17 protein-coding genes and 1 tRNA gene are annotated in these 19,769 nt (G+C 69.4%); 8 read left to right on the top strand and 10 right to left on the bottom strand.

The window, feature by feature from the left end; all coding sequences use genetic code 11:
- Positions 1–96: 96 nt before the first annotated feature.
- The 10 genes from IE109_RS06420 to dnaA all read right to left on the bottom strand — a co-directional run bounded on the left by IE109_RS06420 (position 97) and on the right by dnaA (position 13,449).
- The gene (locus IE109_RS06420; RefSeq protein WP_003958712.1) at positions 97–231 is read right to left on the bottom strand and encodes a DLW-39 family protein; all 135 of its coding nucleotides are present in this window, start codon (positions 229–231) and stop codon (positions 97–99) included.
- Positions 232–439: 208 nt separating this feature from the next.
- A tRNA-Ile gene (locus IE109_RS06415) sits at positions 440–513 on the bottom strand.
- Positions 514–584: 71 nt separating this feature from the next.
- Positions 585–1,199, bottom strand: a complete 615-nt coding sequence (locus IE109_RS06410) for a DUF3566 domain-containing protein (RefSeq protein ID WP_189549770.1) — start codon at positions 1,197–1,199, stop codon at positions 585–587.
- Between the two features lie 3 nt (positions 1,200–1,202).
- The gene (gene gyrA, locus IE109_RS06405; RefSeq protein ID WP_189549769.1) at positions 1,203–3,914 is read right to left on the bottom strand and encodes a DNA gyrase subunit A; all 2,712 of its coding nucleotides are present in this window, start codon (positions 3,912–3,914) and stop codon (positions 1,203–1,205) included.
- A gap of 41 nt (positions 3,915–3,955) precedes the next feature.
- Positions 3,956–6,028, bottom strand: a complete 2,073-nt coding sequence (gyrB, locus tag IE109_RS06400) for a DNA topoisomerase (ATP-hydrolyzing) subunit B (RefSeq protein WP_229890630.1) — start codon at positions 6,026–6,028, stop codon at positions 3,956–3,958.
- 741 nt (positions 6,029–6,769) lie between these two features.
- Positions 6,770–7,315 (bottom strand): DciA family protein, encoded by a 546-nt coding sequence (locus IE109_RS06395; RefSeq protein WP_189549767.1) that lies wholly within the window; start codon positions 7,313–7,315, stop codon positions 6,770–6,772.
- Positions 7,312–8,430 carry a DNA replication/repair protein RecF gene (recF, locus tag IE109_RS06390; RefSeq protein ID WP_189549766.1) on the bottom strand — a complete coding sequence of 373 codons (1,119 nt, stop codon included), beginning with the start codon at positions 8,428–8,430 and terminating at the stop codon, positions 7,312–7,314. Before recF ends, IE109_RS06395 begins: the two co-directional genes overlap by 4 nt.
- Positions 8,431–8,488: 58 nt before the next feature.
- Positions 8,489–9,367 carry a phosphogluconate dehydrogenase (NAD(+)-dependent, decarboxylating) gene (gnd, locus tag IE109_RS06385; protein WP_189549765.1) on the bottom strand — a complete coding sequence of 293 codons (879 nt, stop codon included), beginning with the start codon at positions 9,365–9,367 and terminating at the stop codon, positions 8,489–8,491.
- A 140-nt stretch (positions 9,368–9,507) separates the two neighbouring features.
- Positions 9,508–10,638 (bottom strand): DNA polymerase III subunit beta, encoded by a 1,131-nt coding sequence (gene dnaN / locus IE109_RS06380; RefSeq protein ID WP_189549764.1) that lies wholly within the window; start codon positions 10,636–10,638, stop codon positions 9,508–9,510.
- Between the two features lie 1,041 nt (positions 10,639–11,679).
- Entirely contained in the window at positions 11,680–13,449 is a 1,770-nt protein-coding gene (dnaA, locus tag IE109_RS06375) for a chromosomal replication initiator protein DnaA (protein WP_189549763.1), read from the bottom strand.
- Between the two features lie 361 nt (positions 13,450–13,810).
- Here dnaA and rpmH point away from each other — a divergent pair, with 361 nt between their 5' ends.
- From rpmH to IE109_RS06335, 8 genes are all read left to right on the top strand, one after another.
- Positions 13,811–13,948 (top strand): 50S ribosomal protein L34, encoded by a 138-nt coding sequence (gene rpmH, locus IE109_RS06370; protein WP_018846094.1) that lies wholly within the window; start codon positions 13,811–13,813, stop codon positions 13,946–13,948.
- Between the two features lie 20 nt (positions 13,949–13,968).
- Positions 13,969–14,340 (top strand): ribonuclease P protein component, encoded by a 372-nt coding sequence (gene rnpA / locus IE109_RS06365; protein WP_189549762.1) that lies wholly within the window; start codon positions 13,969–13,971, stop codon positions 14,338–14,340.
- Positions 14,337–14,663 (top strand): membrane protein insertion efficiency factor YidD, encoded by a 327-nt coding sequence (yidD, locus tag IE109_RS06360; protein ID WP_189549761.1) that lies wholly within the window; start codon positions 14,337–14,339, stop codon positions 14,661–14,663. The genes rnpA and yidD overlap by 4 nt, the downstream gene beginning before the upstream one ends.
- 3 nt (positions 14,664–14,666) lie before the next feature.
- The gene (yidC, locus tag IE109_RS06355) at positions 14,667–15,905 is read left to right on the top strand and encodes a membrane protein insertase YidC (RefSeq protein WP_189549760.1); all 1,239 of its coding nucleotides are present in this window, start codon (positions 14,667–14,669) and stop codon (positions 15,903–15,905) included.
- Positions 15,906–15,919: 14 nt separating this feature from the next.
- Entirely contained in the window at positions 15,920–16,429 is a 510-nt protein-coding gene (locus tag IE109_RS06350) for a Jag family protein (protein ID WP_189549759.1), read from the top strand.
- A 158-nt stretch (positions 16,430–16,587) separates the two neighbouring features.
- A complete protein-coding gene (gene rsmG / locus IE109_RS06345) occupies positions 16,588–17,298 on the top strand; it encodes a 16S rRNA (guanine(527)-N(7))-methyltransferase RsmG (RefSeq protein ID WP_189549758.1) in 711 nt (236 codons plus the stop codon).
- Between the two features lie 235 nt (positions 17,299–17,533).
- Positions 17,534–18,610: a ParA family protein gene (locus IE109_RS06340; RefSeq protein WP_189549757.1), complete on the top strand. Its 1,077-nt coding sequence runs from the start codon at positions 17,534–17,536 to the stop codon at positions 18,608–18,610.
- Positions 18,607–19,707, top strand: coding sequence for a ParB/RepB/Spo0J family partition protein (locus tag IE109_RS06335; protein WP_189549756.1), 1,101 nt, complete (start codon positions 18,607–18,609; stop codon positions 19,705–19,707). Before IE109_RS06340 ends, IE109_RS06335 begins: the two co-directional genes overlap by 4 nt.
- Positions 19,708–19,769: the final 62 nt, after the last annotated feature.

Genomic DNA, 19,769 nt, shown 5'->3' with positions numbered 1-19,769 from the left:
TCGCGACCGCGATCATATTCTTTGCCCTCGTGAACGCAAGAGGCCCCGGCCGCTTCTCAGCGGCCGGGGCCCATGCACAGACTGCTCGCGTGCGTCTCACACACCGGAACCTGCGGGCACGGAGTCGGTCGCCTCCGTCCACAGATCCTGCTCGGCGCGATCCGCCTGGATCTGGCGGTACACGAGGAGCCCGCCGATGGCGGCCAGTGCGACCAGGAGGAGCTTCTTCACCGCGCGACCTCGTCTTTCCTTGGCGTAGGGGACCTTCTGGCGCCCGACTATACACACGACCGATACCGATCGGTGACCTACGTCCCCGCCCAGCGCACTCCCCCGGCGAAGCGGCACGATCACGGCGTACCGGCCCGGGCACCCCGTACCGGACGGGGCAAAGCGAACGGCCCGGACGGAGTGCTTCCGTCCGGGCCGTTCGTGACTGTGGGGCTAACAGGATTTGAACCTGTGGCCTCATCCTTATCAGGGATGCGCTCTAACCAACTGAGCTATAGCCCCGCCGCGCTGGGCTCGCCGCCCCGCGCTGACCTCTGAAGATTAGCGCACGGAGCGGCGTCTTCCCAAATCCGCTACTCGTCCTCGGCCAGCGTGAGCTCGACGCCTCCCACGAACCCGGCGGACAGGTTGTAGATGAAGGCACCCAGCGTCGCGAGGGCCGTGGCGAGCACCACGTCGATGACGGCGATCACCGACGTGAAGACCAGCACGCGCGGCAGCGACAGGAACGACTGGAGGTCGAAACCGTTGCTCTCGTTGGAGCCCGTGGCCTCGCTGATCGTGCCGCCGACGGTCGAGAACACGCCCATGGCGTCCATGACCATCCACAGCACGGCTGCCGCCACCACCGTGCAGATGCCCAGCGCGATGGAGAGCAGGAAGCTGACCTTCATCACCGACCACGGGTCGGCCTTGGCCACCCGCAGCCGCGCCTTGCGCGTCCGGGGCGTGGTCTTCGCGCCCGTACGCGGCCGGCGCAGCGCACCGCCCGCGGTGCCGCCGCCCTGCGTGGCGTACGCCTGCGGCGGGTGGTACGGCTGCGCCGCCTGCTGCCCCGAACCGGGCCGCTCGGCAGGCAGCGGACCGTCGTCGTACGTGGTCACCGTAACCCCCTGGGAGTCCGTGGCAGGGCCACGGGCACCGCTCGTCTTGGAAGCGGCCGATCCGGCGCCCGTGGCCTTACTCACGCTTTACTCCTCGTGCTCCCCGGCCGAGGGCTCCGTGCCCTCGGCTGCGTCGGCCGCGGCTCCGCTTGCTGCGGCAGCCTCGGTGTCTACGACTTCTCCGGCCGCGTCGGTCACGTCGATGTCGTCGGCGCCGTCGATCACGTCGGCTCCTTCGACCTCTTCGGCCTCACGACCGGCCTCGGCGTTGCGGGCGATACCGACGACGGCATCGCGCTTGCCCAGGTTGATCAGTTGGACGCCCATGGTGTCACGGCCCGTCTCCCTGACTTCGTTGACTCGCGTACGAATCACGCCACCGGACAACGTGATGGCGAGGATCTCGTCCGTCTCCTCGACCACCAGCGCGCCGACGAGCGAGCCGCGGTCCTCCACGATCTTGGCAGCCTTGATGCCGAGGCCGCCACGACCCTGGACGCGATACTCGTCGACGGCCGTCCGCTTGGCGTATCCGCCGTCCGTCGCGGTGAAGACGAACGTACCGGGTCGGACCACGTTCATCGAGAGCAGCTCGTCCCCCTCGCGGAAGCTCATGCCCTTCACGCCCGAGGTGGCACGGCCCATCGGGCGCAGCGCCTCGTCCGTCGCGGTGAACCGGATCGACTGCGCCTTCCGGCTGATGAGCAGCAGGTCGTCCTCCGCCGACACCAGCTCCGCGCCGATCAGCTCGTCGTCGCTGCCGTCCTCCTTCTCACGGAGGTTGATGGCGATGACGCCGCCGGAGCGGGGCGAGTCGTAGTCCTTCAGGGACGTCTTCTTCACCAGGCCGGCCTTGGTGGCGAGCACCAGGTACGGCGCCGCGTCGTAGTCGCGGATCGCGAGGATCTCGGCGATCTGCTCGTCCGGCTGGAAGGCCAGCAGGTTGGCGACGTGCTGGCCGCGGGCGTCCCGCCCGGCGTCCGGCAGCTCGTACGCCTTGGCGCGGTAGACCCGGCCCTTGTTGGTGAAGAACAGCAGCCAGTGGTGCGTGGTGGAGACGAAGAAGTGGTCGACGATGTCGTCTTCCTTGAGCTTCGTCCCGCGCACGCCCTTGCCGCCGCGCTTCTGCGAGCGGTAGTCGTCCGTCTTCGTGCGCTTCACATAGCCGCCACGCGTGATGGTGACGACGATGTCCTCCTCGGCGATCAGGTCCTCCATGGACATGTCGCCGTCGAAGGGGATCAGCTTGGAGCGGCGGTCGTCGCCGAACTTCTCGACGAGCGCGGCGAGCTCCTCGCTGACGATCTGCCGCTGGCGGGACTCCGAGGCCAGGATCGCGTTGTACTCGCTGATCTTGGCCTGGAGCTCGTCGTGCTCGGCGACGATCTTCTGGCGCTCCAGGGCGGCCAGGCGGCGCAGCTGCATCTCGAGGATGGCGTTGGCCTGGATCTCGTCGATCTCCAGCAGACCCATCAGGCCCTCGCGCGCGACCTCGACGGTGTCGCTGCGCCGGATCAGCGCGATGACCTCGTCGATGGCGTCCAGCGCCTTGAGCAGACCGCGCAGGATGTGCGCCCGCTCCTCGGCCTTGCGCAGGCGGAACTTCGTACGCCGGACGATGACCTCGATCTGGTGCGTCACCCAGTGACGGATGAAGGCGTCCAGCGAGAGGGTGCGCGGCACGCCGTCGACGAGCGCCAGCATGTTGGCGCCGAAGTTCGTCTGGAGGTCGGTGTGCTTGTAGAGGTTGTTGAGGACGACCTTGGCGACCGCGTCCCGCTTGAGGACGATCACCAGGCGCTGGCCGGTGCGCGAGGACGTCTCGTCGCGGACGTCGGCGATGCCGCCGATCTTGCCGTCCTTGACGAGGTCCGCGATCTTCTGGGCCAGGTTGTCCGGGTTGACCTGGTACGGAAGCTCCGTGACCACCAGGCACTGGCGGTTCTGGATCTCCTCGACCTCGACGACCGCGCGCATCGTGATGGAGCCGCGGCCCGTGCGGTACGCCTCCTCGATGCCCTTGCGGCCGACGACGAGGGCGCCGGTCGGGAAGTCGGGGCCCTTGATGCGCTCGATCAGCGCGTCGAGGAGCTCCTCGTGGGTGGCCTCGGGGTGCTCCAGCGCCCACTGGGCGCCGGCCGCGACCTCGCGCAGGTTGTGCGGCGGGATGTTGGTCGCCATGCCGACCGCGATACCGGCCGAGCCGTTGACCAGGAGGTTCGGGAAGCGCGCCGGCAGGACCGTCGGCTCCTGGTTGCGGCCGTCGTAGTTGTCCGTGAAGTCGACGGTCTCCTCGTCGATGTCCCGGAGCATCTCCATGGACAGCGGCGCCATCTTGCACTCGGTGTACCGCATGGCGGCGGCCGGGTCGTTGCCCGGGGAACCGAAGTTGCCGTTGGAGTCCACCAGCGGCATGCGCATCGACCACGGCTGGGCCAGGCGGACCAGGGCGTCGTAGATGGAGGAGTCGCCGTGCGGGTGGTACGTGCCCATGACGTCGCCGACGACGCGGGCGCACTTGTAGAAGCCCTTCTCGGGCCGGTACCCGCCGTCGTACATCGCGTACAGCACCCGGCGGTGGACGGGCTTGAGGCCGTCCCGGACGTCCGGCAGCGCGCGCGACACGATGACGGACATCGCGTAGTCCAGGTAGGAGCGCTGCATCTCGGTCTCGAGCCCGACGGGCTCGACGCGGAGGCCCACACCGGGGACGGTGGGCTCCTCCTCGGGCGTCACGACGGCAGGGGTGCCGGGCGTACCGGGGATGTCGGGAGTGCCGGGGGTGTTCTCGTCGGCCATTGCTGGTCTTCAGTCCTTTCGTACGGTCAGCTGAGACCGACTCAGATGTCGAGGAAGCGGACGTCCTTGGCGTTGCGCTGGATGAACGAGCGCCGCGCCTCCACGTCCTCACCCATCAGCACGGAGAACAGGTCGTCGGCCTGGGCCGCGTCGTCCAGCGTGACCTGGCCGAGCACCCGGTGGTCCTGGTCCATGGTGGTGATGCGCAGTTCCTCGGCGTTCATCTCGCCCAGACCCTTGAAGCGCTGGATGGAGTCCTCGCGGATGCGCTTGCCGTTCTGCTTGCCGAGCTCGACGAGCGCGTCGCGCTCACGGTCCGAGTAGGCGTACTCGAAGTCGTCCCGGCCCCACTTGATCTTGTAGAGCGGCGGGCGGGACAGGTAGACGTGCCCGGCCTCGACCAGCGGACGCATGAAGCGGAAGAGGAAGGTCAGCAGCAGGGTGTTGATGTGCTGGCCGTCGACGTCGGCGTCCGCCATCAGGATGATCTTGTGATAGCGGAGCTTCTCGATGTCGAAGTCCTCGTGCACACCGGTGCCGAACGCGGAGATCAGCGCCTGGACCTCGGTGTTCTGGAGGATCTTGTCGATCCGCGCCTTCTCGACGTTCAGGATCTTGCCGCGGATGGGCAGGATGGCCTGGAACTCCGGGTTGCGGCCGGACTTGGCCGAGCCACCGGCGGAGTCACCCTCGACGATGAAGATCTCGCACTTGGACGGGTCGTTCGACTGGCAGTCGGACAGCTTGCCCGGCAGCGAGGCCGACTCCAGCAGGCCCTTGCGACGGGTGAGGTCGCGTGCCTTGCGGGCGGCGACGCGGGCCGTGGCGGCCTGGATCGACTTGCGGATGATGTCCGCGGCCTCGTTCGGGTTGCGGTCGAACCAGTCGGAGAGGTGCTCGTGCAGCACCTTCTGGACGAAGGTCTTGGCCTCGGTGTTGCCCAGCTTCGTCTTGGTCTGGCCCTCGAACTGCGGCTCGCCCAGCTTGACGGAGATGATCGCCGTCAGGCCCTCGCGGATGTCCTCGCCGGTGAGGTTGTCGTCCTTCTCGCGCAGCAGCTTCTTGTCGCGCGCGTACCGGTTGACGAGGCCCGTCAGCGCGGCACGGAAGCCCTCTTCGTGCGTACCGCCCTCATGGGTGTGGATCGTGTTCGCGAACGAGTACACGCCCTCGGTGTACTGCGAGTTCCACTGCATCGCGATCTCGACGGAGAGCAGGCGCTCCTTGTCCTCGGCCTCGACCGAGATGACCGTCGGGTGGATCAGCTCGCCCTTGCGCGAGTTCAGGTACTTGACGAAGTCGACGATGCCGCCCTCGTAGTGGTACGAGACCGTCCGCGCGGGCGCCTCCTCCACCGTCTCTGCGGCGTCGGGGTCGTCGGCGTTCATCGTCGCCTTGGCCGACTCGCGCTCGTCGGTCAGCGTGATCCGGAGGCCCTTGTTGAGGAAGGCCATCTCCTGGAAGCGGCGCGACAGCGTCTCGAAGGAGTACTCGGTCGTCTCGAAGACGTCCGGGTCGGCCCAGAACGTCACGGTCGTGCCGGAGTCCTCGACCGCCTCGTGCTTGGCGAGCGGGGCGGTGGGCACGCCCAGCTTGTAGTCCTGGGTCCAGCGGTAGCCGTCGCGCTTGATCTCGACCGACACCTTGGTGGACAGCGCGTTCACCACGGACACGCCCACGCCGTGCAGACCGCCGGAGACGGCGTAGCCGCCACCGCCGAACTTGCCGCCCGCGTGGAGGACGGTGAGCACGACCTCGACGGCCGGCTTCTTCTCGACGGGGTGCATGTCCACGGGGATACCGCGGCCGTTGTCCACGACCTTGACGCCGCCGTCCGCCAGGATGGTCACGTCGATGGTGTCCGCGTGCCCTGCCAGGGCCTCGTCGACGGAGTTGTCGACGACCTCTTGTACGAGGTGGTGGAGTCCACGCTCACCGGTCGAGCCGATGTACATGCCGGGACGCTTGCGCACCGCGTCCAGACCCTCGAGGACGGTGATCGCGCTGGCGTCGTACGACGAGGTGACCTCGCCGTTCTCCCCGGCGGCAGTGGACGGAATGTTCTCGTTGGGGTTGCCGGAATCGGCCACGAAGCGCCCTTTCTGGCACAGCACAAGCCGTCTCTCCGGGCATGCGGGAGCGGCTGCGTCGTTCGACATGTTCCGCGTGGGCGGGATTACCTACCAGTCTACCGGTAGCACTGACATTAATGGGGGCTTGCCGGTACCTGAGTCCGCATGTGCCGCCCTGAACCGGCGCCGACCGACTCCCCATATCCGGGAAGGGGCTCCAAGAGCCTCACGCCGCCACTCAGCGCTTCGGCCTGTCAACCTCCAGCAACGGTGACGACCACCTCATCCCGAGCTCCGCTCCGCCGGTCGCCGGGGATCCGCGCGAGCACCCCCGACGGCACCCCGGCCGGGCGCGGGCGTCGTCCTGGATCCGGGGCTTCGGCCCGGGGCTGCGGGCACCGGGCTCCCGGGCGCCGGGCTGCGGTGCCGGGGCGGTCGGTGCCAGGAACTGTTGTCCTCCGGTCGCCCTCAGGCGGACCGGTGCGGCGCCGGAGCGGAGTGCCGGGGGCCCGAGGCACCCGGTACGACGGGGCCGGGGTGGCCGGGTGGCCGGGTGGCCGGGTGGCCGGGTGGCCGGGTGGCCGGGTGGCCGGGGTGGCCGGTTTCGGGAAGCGGCGGGTGGGAATCCCCCCGCGCCCCCTGCCGGCTCCTCGGCCCGACAGGCACGCGCTCGGATCCGGGCTCCGGGCTCCGGGCTCCGGGACTCCGAAGCGGGGGACCCGGTCGCGGCGGAGGCGCCCGGCGCGGTGCGGCAGCGCGTCGACCGGGCCGTCCACCGGCCCGTCAGCCGTAGGTGTCGCCCGGCCCCGTGCTGCCCGGCGCCCGCAGGGGACCGCCGTAACCGCGCCGGGGCCCACCCGGTCCCAGCACCTTGATCACCCGCACCGTGCCGTGCCCGAGGTCCTCGTTCAGCCGGGCCACCAGCCTCGGCGCCAGCAGCCGCAGCTGCGTCGCCCACGCCGTGGAGTCGCACTGCACGGTCAGCACCCGCTCGTCCGGGTCCTCGTCGTACCGCAGCGGCACACAGTGCTTCGCCAGGTCCTCGCCCACGATCTGCGGCCACCGCCCCATCACCCCGCCGACCGCCGCCGGGGTCTCCCACCCCCGCTCGGTGATCAGCCGGTTGATCGCGGCGCCCAGCGGCAGCGGATCGCGCCCGTCGGCACGGGCACCGGACCGCAGCCCGCCACCCCGCCGCGCCTGCTTCTTCTGCTGGGCCGCCGCGCCCCGCGCCTTGGCCTGCTCCTTCGCCGCGCGCAGCGCGACCCGCGCCAGGTCGATTCCGGACGGCTCGGGCACCGACGGCTCCGGCAGGGGATCGATCGTCACAGCCGCTCCACCGACCCCTCCGCCACCTCGTACCGGGTACCGGCCAGCACGCCCGGGACGTCGTCGTCGACCGCGGCGGTCACCAGGACCTGCTCACCCGGCGCGACCAGCTCCGCCAGCCGCTCCCGGCGCCGCGCGTCCAGTTCCGCGAACACGTCGTCCAGCACGAGCACCGGCTCGTTGCCCTCGCCGCGCAGCAGGTCGTACGAGGCCAGCCGCAGCGCCAGCGCGTACGACCAGGACTCGCCGTGGCTGGCGTACCCCTTCGCGGGCAGTTCGCCCAGCTTCAGCACCAGCTCGTCGCGGTGAGGGCCGACCAGCGTGACACCCCGCTCGATCTCCTGCTTGCGCACCTCCGCCATGGCGGCGAGCAGCCCTTCGTAGAGGGCCTCCCGCCCGTGCGCCCCGGAGACGGCGCCCTTGTACTCGAGGGCGACCGGCCCACCGCTCGGTGCCAGCTGCTCGTACGCCTTGTCGGCCAGCGGTTGCAGCGTGGCGACCAGGTCGAGGCGCTGCGCCAGCAGCTCCGCGCCGGCCCGAGCGAGGTGCTGGTCCCAGACGTCCAGGGTGGACAGGTCCACGGATCGGCCGCCGTGACGCCGCGCCATGGCGGCCGACTTCAGCAGCGTGTTGCGCTGCCGGAGCACCCGCTCGTAGTCCGACCGCACCCCGGCCATCCGGGGCGAGCGCGCCGTGATCAGCTCGTCCAGGAAGCGCCGCCGCTCACCCGGGTCGCCCTTCACCAGCGCGAGGTCCTCCGGCGCGAAGAGCACCGTCCGGACGATTCCCAGCACGTCGCGCGGCCTGACCTGCGACGACCTGTTGATACGGGCCCGGTTCGCCCGGCCCGGGTTGAGCTCCAGCTCCACGAGCTGCGACCGCTCGCCCTGCCGGACGGCCGCCCGGATGACGGCCCGGTCGGCGCCCATGCGTACCAGGGGCGCGTCGGACGACACCCGGTGGCTGCCGAGCGTCGCCAGATAGCCGACCGCCTCGACCAGGTTGGTCTTCCCCTGCCCGTTGGCGCCCACGAAGACGCCGACGCCCGGACCGAGAGGGACCTCGACCCGGGCGTACGAGCGGAAGTCGGCCAGCGACAGATGCGTGACGTGCATGGTGTGCGCCGACCTTCCCCCGGCATGCCGTGCACCGCCGGGTGCACAGCCTGTGGATCTACTTCTTGGACTCGACCGCGTGGCCGCCGAACTGGTTGCGCAGCGCGGCGATCATCTTCATCTGCGGGGAGTCGTCCTGCCGGGACGCGAACCGCGCGAACAGCGACGCGGTGATCGCAGGCAGCGGGACCGCGTTGTCGATGGCGGCCTCCACGGTCCACCGGCCCTCGCCGGAGTCCTGGGCGAAGCCGCGCAGCCGGTCCAGGTGCTCGTCCTCGTCCAGCGCGTTGACCGCCAGGTCGAGCAGCCAGGAACGGATGACCGTGCCCTCCTGCCAGGAGCGGAAGACCTCGCGCACGTCGGTGACGGAGTCGACCTTCTCCAGCAGCTCCCAGCCCTCGGCGTACGCCTGCATCATGGCGTACTCGATGCCGTTGTGGACCATCTTGGCGAAGTGGCCCGCGCCGACCTTGCCCGCGTGGACGGAGCCGAAGTCACCCTCGGGCTTCAGCGCGTCGAAGATCGGCTGGACCTTCGCCACGTCCTCGGTGTCGCCGCCGTACATCAGCGCGTAACCGTTCTCCAGGCCCCACACACCGCCGGAGACGCCGCAGTCGACGAAGCCGATGCCCTTCTCGCGCAGCTCGGCGGCGTGCTTCTCGTCGTCCGTCCAGCGCGAGTTGCCGCCGTCGACGACGACGTCACCGGGGGAGAGCAGCTCGGACAGCTCGTCGATGGTGGACTGGGTCGCGGCACCGGCCGGGACCATGACCCACACGACGCGCGGGCCCTTGAGCTTGCCCACGAGCTCCTCGAGGCTGTGGACGTCGGCGAGGTCAGGGTTGCGGTCGTATCCGATGACGGTGTGACCCGCGCGGCGGATGCGCTCGCGCATGTTGCCGCCCATCTTGCCGAGACCGACGAGACCGAGCTCCATCAGAGAATCCTCAATCGTTGTGTGCGGAGAGTTCGTACCCGCGTCCGAGCCTACGCCCGGACGCGGGCGCACACCTGTGGGGTCGGGCGCTCATCAGGCGCATGATCAGCCACTCAGGCGCACCGTCCCCGACGGCGGTCTCAGCCGCTCAGTCGCACCGGCATGATCAGGTACTTGTAGGCCTCGTCCGCCTCCGCGTCCACGGCCGGGCGGCCGCTCAGCAGCGCCGGCTTGGTGGAGGTGGTGAAGGACAGCTGGGCGACCGGGGAGTCGATCGCGCTCAGGCCGTCCAGCAGGAACGTCGGGTTGAAGGCGATCGAGATGTCGTCACCCTCCAGCTGGGCGTCCACACGCTCCACAGCCTGTGCGTCGTCGCTGGAACCGGCCTCCAGGATGAGCACACCCTGCTCGAAGCTCAGCCGCACCGGCGTGTTCCGCTCGGCCACCAGCGCCACACGCTTCACGGCCTCGACGAACGGCGCCGTCTCGATCACCGCGATCGAGTTGAACTCGGTGGGGAAAAGTGTGCGGTACTTCGGGAGGTCGCCCTCGAGCAGCCGGGTGGTGGTGCGCCGGCCCGCTCCCTCGAAACCGATCAGGCCCTCGCCCTTGCCCGAGCCCGACAGCGCGAGCGTGACCGTGTCACCGCTCGTCAGCGCCTTGGCGGTGTCCAGCAGCGTCTTCGCGGGCACCAGGGCGACCGCCGAGGCGTCCGGGGACTCCGGCTTCCACAGGAACTCGCGGACCGCGAAGCGGTACCGGTCGGTGGACGCCAGCGTGACGGTGTCACCCTCGATCTCGATGCGCACGCCGGTCAGGACGGGCAGCGTGTCGTCGCGGCCGGCCGCGATGGCGACCTGGGCGGCGGCGGACGCGAAGACCTCACCGGGGACGGTGCCGGTCGCGGTCGGCATCTCCGGCAGGGCCGGGTACTCCTCCACAGGCATGGTGTGGAGGGTGAACCGGGAGGAGCCGCAGACGACGGTCGCCCGTACACCGTCTGTGGAAATCTCCACCGGACGATTGGGGAGGGCGCGGCAGATGTCGGCGAGCAGGCGGCCGGAGACGAGGACCGTGCCGTCCTCCTCCACCTCCGCCTCGACGGAGACCCGTGCGGAGACCTCGTAGTCGAAGCTGGAGAAGCTGAGCGCGCCGTCCTCGGCCTTCAGCAGAAGGCCCGCGAGTACGGGCGCCGGCGGACGGGCCGGGAGGCTGCGGGCCACCCAGGCCACCGCCTCCGCGAGTACATCGCGCTCCACCCGGATCTTCACCGGAACCGCCTCCTGCTGTTGCTGGCTCTTTCGTCGACTGCGGGGACCAGTCTGACGCACACCGCCGACAGTCGGTGCGGCTCGGGGTCAAGTCGCGACGGGAGGCCCCCGACGCTCCGGCGCCGAGTTGTGCACAGGCCCCGCTTCGAAGCGGATTTCCCGGTAACTCTGAGTGGGAGTAGTAGTAGGGCCTGTGGAAACGGTGGATAACCCCGTCCACCCAGGTCACGGCCACTTTTTTGTCCACCGCGCCTGTGGGCGGAGCCGGTGGACAACTACCGCGTTCTGTGGACGCGGGGAAGTTCTGCACACCCGATGCACAGCGCGGGCCCACTTCTCCCCAGCGCCGTCCCCAGTTTTACCCAGCTTCCCCACAGGCCAACCGACCACCTTGGTGTGACGGCTTTCACTCTGCGCGGTGAGCCCGGGCGTTTCGTTGCCGAACAGTGGACAGGGGTGTGGAGAAGCTGTGGACCATGGACCGGCTCCTGTGGGCCGCTGGTGGACAACTCCGGAGAGGCCCTGTGGACGACGCGCGCGTCCACAGCCTGTGGAGCGCGCTCAGCCACAAATCCACAAGCCGTTGACCTGCAATGATGTGATCCTCACACCCCGCCCTGTGGACACCGTCTGGACAACTTCGCAGTCCCCAGCCTGTGGATCACGAATCTCCGCCGAAGTTGTGGAGAACCGGGTGACCGACCGAACTATTCGAACAGGCCGGGTCGCGGCACAGGGTGTGGACAACCGGGAACCCCGCCTCGACCGGCTCCTCAGGGCGCCCCCGAGGCGCCCTGAGGCCCGGATCAGCCGCCCCGCGGGCCGCCCCCGGGTGATCGCCCAGCGATGTCCCCGGTCCGGAGAGCCCCGCCCTGGACGCCCCGCCTCACACCCCTGCTCCGGACGCCCCGGCCGGGTCGTCCCCGGCCGGGTCACCGTCGTCCCGCCTCGTCCCGCAGCGCCCCCGGGATGCGCCGAGCCCCCGGCCCGGGCGGCTGTCTCGGCCGCCCCGGTCGGGGGCTCAGGTGGTCCTCGGCTGCCTCAGCCGTTCTTGATGCGGTTGGTCAGCTCGGTCACCTGGTTGTAGATCGAGCGCCGCTCCGCCATCAGCGCCCGGATCTTCCGGTCGGCGTGCATCACCGTCGTATGGTCCCGACCGCCGAACTGGGCGCCGATCTTCGGCAGCGACAGGTCGGTCAGCTCGCGGCACAGGTACATCGCGATCTGGCGGGCCGTCACCAGCACCCGGCTTCGCGACGATCCGCAGAGGTCCTCGACCGTCAGGCCGAAGTAGTCGGCGGTGGCCGCCATGATGGCGCCGGCGGTGATCTCCGGGGCGGCGTCCTCGCCACCCGGGATCAGGTCCTTGAGCACGCCCTCGGTCAGCACCAGGTCGACCGGCTGCCGGTTGAGGCTCGCGAACGCCGTCACCCGGATCAGCGCGCCCTCCAGCTCGCGGATGTTCCGCGAGATGCGGGAGGCGATGAACTCCAGCACCTCCGGCGGGGCGTTGAGCTGCTCCTGGACCGCCTTCTTACGGAGGATCGCGATCCGCGTCTCCAGCTCCGGCGGCTGCACATCGGTGGTCAGGCCCCACTCGAAGCGGTTGCGGAGCCGGTCCTCCAGGGTCATCAGCTGCTTGGGCGGCCGGTCCGAGGACAGCACGATCTGCTTGTTGGCGTTGTGGAGCGTATTGAAGGTGTGGAAGAACTCCTCCTGCGTCGACTCCTTGCTCGCCAGGAACTGGATGTCGTCGACGAGCAGGATGTCCACATCGCGGTAGCGCTTGCGGAAGGTGTCGCCCTTGCCGTCACGGATCGAGTTGATGAACTCGTTGGTGAACTCCTCCGAGCTCACGTACCGCACGCGCGTGCCGGGGTAGAGGCTGCGCGCGTAGTGCCCGATCGCGTGGAGCAGGTGGGTCTTGCCGAGCCCGGACTCCCCGTAGATGAAGAGCGGGTTGTACGCCTTCGCCGGCGCCTCCGCGACCGCGACGGCCGCCGCGTGGGCGAACCGGTTGGACGAGCCGATGACGAAGGTGTCGAACAGGTACTTGGGATTCAGGCGCGCGTGCTGCTCGCCGGGACGGCCGCCCGCGCCCTGCGCCGCGGCGCCGCCCGACGGGCTCCCGCCGCCGGGACGCTGCTGGCCCGGGTTCTCGGGAAGCTCCCGCCGCTCACCGCGCTGCTGGTCGTACGGGGAGGGGTCGGGCGCCTGGGGGCCCCGGTAGTCGTGGTGCGGCTGCTGCGGCCGGGCCGTCGCGTAGGGGTCGCGCTCCTGGAAGCCGCCGAGCCGCGGCTGCTGCCAGGAGAGGTCCTCCTGGGTGCGCGGCCAGGAACCGGTCTCCGGGCGCTGCTGCTGGTACTCCGGGTAGGCCGGGCGGACGCTGGGCAGGCCGTCGTCGGGCATCGGCCGGTGTCCGTAACCGTTGTCGTACTTCTCGTACGGCTTGTCGTACCCCTCGCCCTGCTGGCGGTCGTCGTAGCGGGGCTGCTGCTGGTGCCTGCCGGGGGCCGGCGGGGCGGGCGGCGGGTCGCCCGCGGAGTCGTCCACGGTGATCGCGATCCGGATGGGCCGGCCGCACTCGCGGCTGAGCGTGTCGCTGATCAACGGGGCGAGCCTGCCCTCCAGGACCCGCTTGCCCCATTCATTGGGGACGGCGAGCAGCGCGGTGTCAGCCACCAGCGCCAGGGGCTGGCAGCGCTCGATCCACTGCTTGTCCTTCGGCTCGATGCCCTGCTGGCCTTCCCCCAGGAGCTGCTCGAGCACTCGTGGCCACACTGCGGCAAGATCAGCAGGTACGTCAGCCACAAGGCACGCTCTCTCACAGGTCCCACGAATGTGTGGTTCTCGGGACGGGATGGAAGGACAGGCAGGAAAGGACTCCGAGTCCGGCCACGGTAGTCGCGGCGGCTCACGTGGTTCAAGTTGTTGTCCACAGCCTGTGCATAGTGGACCACGGCTCGGCGCCGGTTTGACCGGATGGCGTAGCCGCGCGTACCGTAACCAGGTCGAGTTGTCGATGGCTGCTGCCGCCTGCCTCCGATGGGCAAAGATCACGATCCGTGATCGTGAAAGCGGTGCACTCGGGCGTATTGCGAGCTACTCGTGGGCGCACGGTGACAGCCAGGCGATGTCCCGCCACCACCCGAATCATTTCTGGAGCCCCCGAGTGAGCAAGCGCACCTTCCAGCCGAACAACCGTCGTCGCGCGAAGACCCACGGTTTCCGTCTGCGCATGCGTACCCGCGCCGGCCGCGCCATCCTGGCGAACCGCCGCAGCAAGGGTCGCGCCAACCTGTCCGCCTGATCGCTTTAACAGGTCATGACGTGCTGCCTACCGAGAATCGGCTGAGGCGGCGCGAGGACTTCGCGACCGCGGTACGCCGAGGACGCCGGGCCGGCCGCCCGCTCCTCGTCGTCCACCTCAACAGCGGTGCAACGGACCCGCACGCGTCAGGGGAGACCGCTCCCCCGACACGTGCGGGTTTCGTCGTCAGCAAGGCCGTCGGCGGTGCCGTCGTCCGTAACCAGGTGAAGCGCCGTCTTCGCCATCTGATGCGCGACCGGCTGCCCGCACTGCCCCCCGGTAGCCTGGTGGTAGTACGGGCGCTGCCCGGTGCGGGCGACGCCGACCATGCACAGCTGGCCCATGACCTGGACGCCGCCCTTCAGCGGTTGCTGGGAGGGGGCGCGCGATGAAGTACCCGCTGCTGGCTCTGATCAAGCTCTACCAGTGGACGATCAGCCCGCTGCTCGGACCCGTCTGCCGGTACTACCCGTCGTGTTCCCACTATGGATTCACGGCCATCGACCGGCACGGCGCGGTCAAGGGCACGGCCCTGACCGCCTGGCGCATCCTGCGGTGCAACCCGTGGTCGCCGGGCGGTGTGGACCATGTTCCCCCTCGTAAGCGCCCGCGCTGGCACGAAATGCTGCGCGAAGCGCTGCGCGGCGGCAAGGGCGGGCACTCCGCCGAGACGAGCCCGGCCGCAGAGACCCCGCCCCATGCTCAAGGAGCCTGATTAGTGGACACGATTGCCAGTCTGTTCAGCTTCATCACCACACCTGTCTCGTGGATCATCGTCCAGTTCCACAAGCTGTACGGGGCGATGTTCGGCCCCGACACGGGCTGGGCCTGGGGTCTGTCGATCGTGTCCCTGGTGGTGCTCATCCGGATCTGCCTGATCCCGCTCTTCGTGAAGCAGATCAAGTCGACCCGGAACATGCAGGCGCTCCAGCCGAAGATGAAGGCGATCCAGGAGCGCTACAAGAACGACAAGCAGCGTCAGTCCGAAGAGATGATGAAGCTGTACAAGGAGACGGGCACCAACCCGCTCTCCTCGTGCCTTCCCATCCTGGCGCAGTCCCCGTTCTTCTTCGCCCTGTACCACGTGCTGTCGAAGATCGCGTCGGGCGACACGATCGGCGTCCTCAACCAGGACCTGGTGAACAGCGCCCGTGAGGCCCATATCTTCGGGGCGCCGATCGCGGCCAAGTTCATGGACGACCCGGGCAAGGTCGAGGCGCTCAACGCCTCCCTGACGGACGTCCGCATCGTGACCGCGGTCATGATCGTCATGATGTCGCTGTCGCAGTTCTTCACCCAGCGCCAGCTGATGCAGAAGAACGTCGACCTGTCGGTGAAGACGCCGTACATGCAGCAGCAGAAGATGCTGATGTACATCTTCCCAATCATCTTCGCCGTGATGGGCATCAACTTCCCGGTCGGTGTCCTCGTCTACTGGCTGACCACCAACGTGTGGACCATGGGCCAGCAGATGTACGTGATCAACCAGAACCCGACCCCGGGCAGCAAGGCGCAGGACCACTACCTGCAGCGCCTGGTGAAGAGCGTCACCTCGCACGGTGAGGTCCGGGGCCGTCGCCGGCGCGGCGTCGTCCAGGCGATCGTGGCCAAGGGTCCGGACCGCAACGACAACGAGCGGAAGTTCGTCACCGCGCTCGCCAAGGCCGGCTTCACCCCGCAGGCCGACGGCACCGTGAAGAAGGTCGACCCCGCCACCGCCGAGGCGGAGAACGCGGCCGCGGCCAGGCGCCAGCAGCCCAAGCGCCAGCCCAAGGCGAAGCGCCAGGCCGGCGGTGTTCAGCAGACCCCGGCGAAGACCTCCCTGGAGAAGGCCGACGAGGCCCAGGAGGCCAAGACGAAGCAGCCGGCCAAGCCCGCCGGCGGTTCCACCCGCCAAGCCAAGTCCGGACAGCGCAAGGGCCAGCAGCGGCCCAAGCACCCGTCGTCCAAGAAGTAAGAAGGAGTCCATCCGTGACGGAAGGCACCACCTCCGCCGCCCAGGGTGGCGACACCCTGACCCGCCTGGAGCAGGAGGGCGAGATCGCGGCCGACTACCTCGAAGGTCTGCTCGACATCGCCGATCTCGACGGTGACATCGACATGGACGTCGAGGCGGACCGCGCCGCGGTCTCGATCATCAGCGACTCGGGCGGCCACGACCTCCAGAAGCTGGTGGGCCGTGACGGCGAGGTGCTGGAGGCGCTTCAGGAGCTGACGCGTCTCGCCGTGCACCGCGAGACCGGTGACCGAAGCCGGCTGATGCTGGACATCGCGGGCTTCAGGGCCCGGAAGCGCACCGAGCTCGCCGAGCTGGGCGCCCAGGCGGCCGACGAGGTGAAGAGCACCGGTGAGCCGGTGAGGATGAAGCCGATGACCCCGTTCGAGCGCAAGGTCGTGCACGACGCGGTGGCCGCCGCCGGTCTGCGCAGCGAGTCCGAGGGCGAGGAGCCGCAGCGCTTCGTCGTCGTACTCCCTGCCTGACCGCACTTCGGTGTGGGTCCCCCGCTCGGACGAAGCCGAGAGCTCGGGGGAGTCGGCCCCGTCTGTTCGCAGGCGGGGCCGATCTTTGTCAGCCTGATAGTCACTGATCACTGGGGCCAGCGCCCAGTGCGGTAAAGCGGTACGGAAGGACGGTTCCCGTGACGGAGGCAGAAGAGCTTCCCCATGCGCCTCAAGAAGCGCGGACGGTTTTCGGTGAGTTCTTCCCCGAGGCTGTCCGGTACGCGGAGCTCCTCGCGGACGCGGGCGTCAAGCGCGGCCTGATCGGTCCCCGCGAGGTGCCGCGGCTGTGGGAGCGGCACCTGCTGAACTGCGCGGTGCTCTCCGAGGTCGTGCCCGAGGGGGTCACCGTCTGCGACGTCGGCTCCGGCGCCGGTCTGCCCGGCATCCCGCTCGCGCTGGTCCGGCCCGACCTGAAGATCACGCTCCTTGAGCCGCTGCTGCGCCGTACGAACTTCCTCCAGGAGGTCGTGGAACTGCTCGGCCTGGATCATGTGACCGTGGTACGCGGCCGGGCCGAGGAAGTCCTCGGCAAGCTGCCTCCCGTACATGTGGTCACCGCGCGGGCCGTCGCACCGCTGGACCGCCTGGCCGGCTGGGGTGTCCCCCTGCTGCGGCCCTACGGGGAGATGCTGGCGCTGAAGGGCGACACCGCCGAGGAGGAGATCCAGGGCGCTCGTGCCGCGCTGAGCAAGCTGGGCGTCGTGGGGGCGTCCGTGCTTCATGTGGGCGAGGGCATCGTGGATCCCCTGTCGACCGTGGTGCGGGTGGAGGTCGGCGAGAGCCCCGGGGGCGTCCGGTTCGCCGCCAAGCGCGCCAAGGCCGCCAGGCCCTCGCGCCGACGCCGCTGACTCCTGGTTGATCCTCATACGTACGCATTTCGGAGTGTCGTGACGCCCTGACTCCGCGGTGAGTGCATCAATGTTTCACGTGAAACGTCGCTCACTGCTGCAGGGAATCATCAGCCGCGGTCGCGCGGCTGCCACGCCGCGCGACCGCAGGCCACTCGCGAGGGTTACGGAGATGTCCACAGAGGTGGAGTTCTCCACAGAACCACGGGCCTCGCTGGTTCACGACCCCGAAAGCATGGCAGGCTCTCCTCATCGCGAGCCTGAAGCCGAGGAGAGTGAATCCTTGCGGTCCGACGCCAACATCGCGGGACCGATGACCGAGCCGGTCCCCGGTCCCCGAACCGAATCGGCGGGGGAGGATGTTTCACGTGAAACACCGCCCCCGATGGACGACACCCCCATCGGCCGAGCCGCCCAGCTGGCGGTAGAGGCTCTGGGACGCGCAGGAGAGGGACTCCCCCGGCCTGAGCAGACCCGCATCATGGTGGTCGCCAACCAGAAGGGCGGGGTGGGCAAGACCACCACGACCGTCAACCTCGCCGCCTCGCTGGCCCTCCACGGCGCCCGCGTCCTGGTCATCGACCTCGATCCGCAGGGCAACGCCTCCACTGCCCTCGGCATCGATCACCACGCCGACGTTCCGTCGATCTACGACGTCCTGGTGGAGAGCAAGCCGCTCTCCGACGTGGTCCAGCCCGTCCCCGACGTGGAAGGACTCTTCTGCGCACCGGCCACCATCGATCTCGCCGGTGCGGAGATCGAGCTGGTGTCGCTGGTGGCGCGGGAGAGCCGGCTCCAGCGGGCGATCCAGGCGTACGAGCAGCCGCTGGACTACATCCTCATCGACTGCCCGCCCTCGCTGGGCCTGCTCACGGTCAACGCCATGGTGGCCGGTGCCGAGGTGCTCATCCCCATTCAGTGCGAGTACTACGCGCTGGAGGGACTCGGCCAGCTGCTGCGGAACGTCGACCTGGTCCGGGGGCACCTCAACCCGTCCCTGCACGTATCGACGATCCTCCTCACCATGTACGACGGCCGGACGCGGCTGGCCTCCCAGGTGGCGGAGGAAGTCCGCAGCCACTTCGGTGACGAGGTTCTGCGGACGAGCATTCCGCGGTCGGTCCGTATCTCCGAGGCCCCGAGCTATGGGCAGACGGTCCTCACCTACGATCCCGGCTCCAGCGGCTCGCTGTCGTATCTCGAAGCGGCGCGCGAGATCGCCCTGCGGGGCGTCGGTATCCACTACGACGCCCAGCACACCCCTACGGGTAGCCAGAACAACCAGCACAGCATGTCGGAGGGGAACCAGTGAGCGAGCGACGTAGGGGGCTGGGGCGAGGACTCAGCGCGCTGATCCCCGCCGCGCCGCAGGAGCGGCAGACGACGTCGGTGGGTGCGGGATCCACTTCCCCGGGGGCGATTCCGTCGCTTCCCGCGGAGCGCGGAGTGGCGGCTGCGAAGGTGGCGGCCCTCCCGAAGAGCCCTGAGCCCGTCGACAGTGAGCCCGTCGCGGAGCCGGAGATCGTCGCCCAGCCCGAGACGGAGGCCGTCGCCTACTTCGCCGAGCTCCCGCTGGACGCCATCACGCCGAACCCGCGCCAGCCGCGCGAGGTGTTCGACGAGGACGCCCTGGCCGAGCTGGTGACCTCCATCAAGGAGGTGGGGCTGCTCCAGCCGGTCGTCGTGCGGCAACTGGCGCCCGAGCGCTACGAGCTCATCATGGGCGAGCGTCGCTGGCGGGCCTGTCGTGAGGCCGGTCTGGAGCACATTCCGGCGATCGTTCGTGCCACGGAGGACGAGAAGCTCCTGCTGGACGCCTTGCTGGAGAACCTGCACCGGGCGCAGCTCAACCCGGTCGAGGAGGCCATGGCCTACGACCAGCTGCTCAAGGACTTCAACTGCACCCACGAGCAGCTGGCCGACCGCATCGGGCGGTCCCGTCCGCAGGTCTCGAACACGCTGCGCCTGCTGCGGTTGTCACCCACCGTCCAGCGCCGGGTCGCCGCCGGTGTGCTGTCGGCGGGGCACGCCAGGGCACTCCTCTCGGTCGAGGACCCCGAGGCCCAGGAGAGGCTGGCCTACCGGATCGTGGCCGAGGGCCTGTCGGTCCGGGCCGTCGAGGAGATCGTGACGCTGATGGGCTCCGAGCCCAGCAGCCCCTCGAAGGCGAAGGGTCCGCGTGCCGGCGCCCGCGTCTCGCCGGCGCTCTCGGAGCTGGCCACCCGGCTCTCCGATCGCTTCGAGACGCGGGTGAAGGTGGATCTCGGGCAGAAGAAGGGCAAGATCGTCGTCGAGTTCGCCTCAATGGAGGATCTGGAGCGCATTCTCGGCACCCTTGCTCCGGGGGAGGGCCGGGTCCTGGAAAAGGGACTGGCCGAGGAGGACCCCCAGGACGGCGACCAGGGCTGAGAGGGACGTCCCTCCCCGGTTGTCCGGAGATTCTCAGGGCGGGCCGTGTTCCGGAGTTCACC

The sequence above is a fragment of the Streptomyces lavendofoliae genome (assembly GCF_014649735.1).
Classification (GTDB): Bacteria; Actinomycetota; Actinomycetes; order Streptomycetales; family Streptomycetaceae; genus Streptomyces; species Streptomyces lavendofoliae.
The sequence above is the reverse complement of the archived record's forward strand: the minus strand, read 5'-3'. Positions and strand labels throughout refer to the sequence as shown.

What these genes read in the sequence shown, in the direction of transcription:
- gyrA (WP_189549769.1), bottom strand. Translation starts at nt 3,914, where the DNA reads ATGGCCGACGAGAACACCCCCGGCACTCCCGACATCCCCGGTACGCCC.
- recF (WP_189549766.1), bottom strand. Translation starts at nt 8,430, where the DNA reads ATGCACGTCACGCATCTGTCGCTGGCCGACTTCCGCTCGTACGCCCGG.
- gnd (WP_189549765.1), bottom strand. Translation starts at nt 9,367, where the DNA reads ATGGAGCTCGGTCTCGTCGGTCTCGGCAAGATGGGCGGCAACATGCGC.
- yidD (WP_189549761.1), top strand. Translation starts at nt 14,337, where the DNA reads ATGAAGTACCCGCTGCTGGCTCTGATCAAGCTCTACCAGTGGACGATC.
- IE109_RS06340 (WP_189549757.1), top strand. Translation starts at nt 17,534, where the DNA reads ATGGCAGGCTCTCCTCATCGCGAGCCTGAAGCCGAGGAGAGTGAATCC.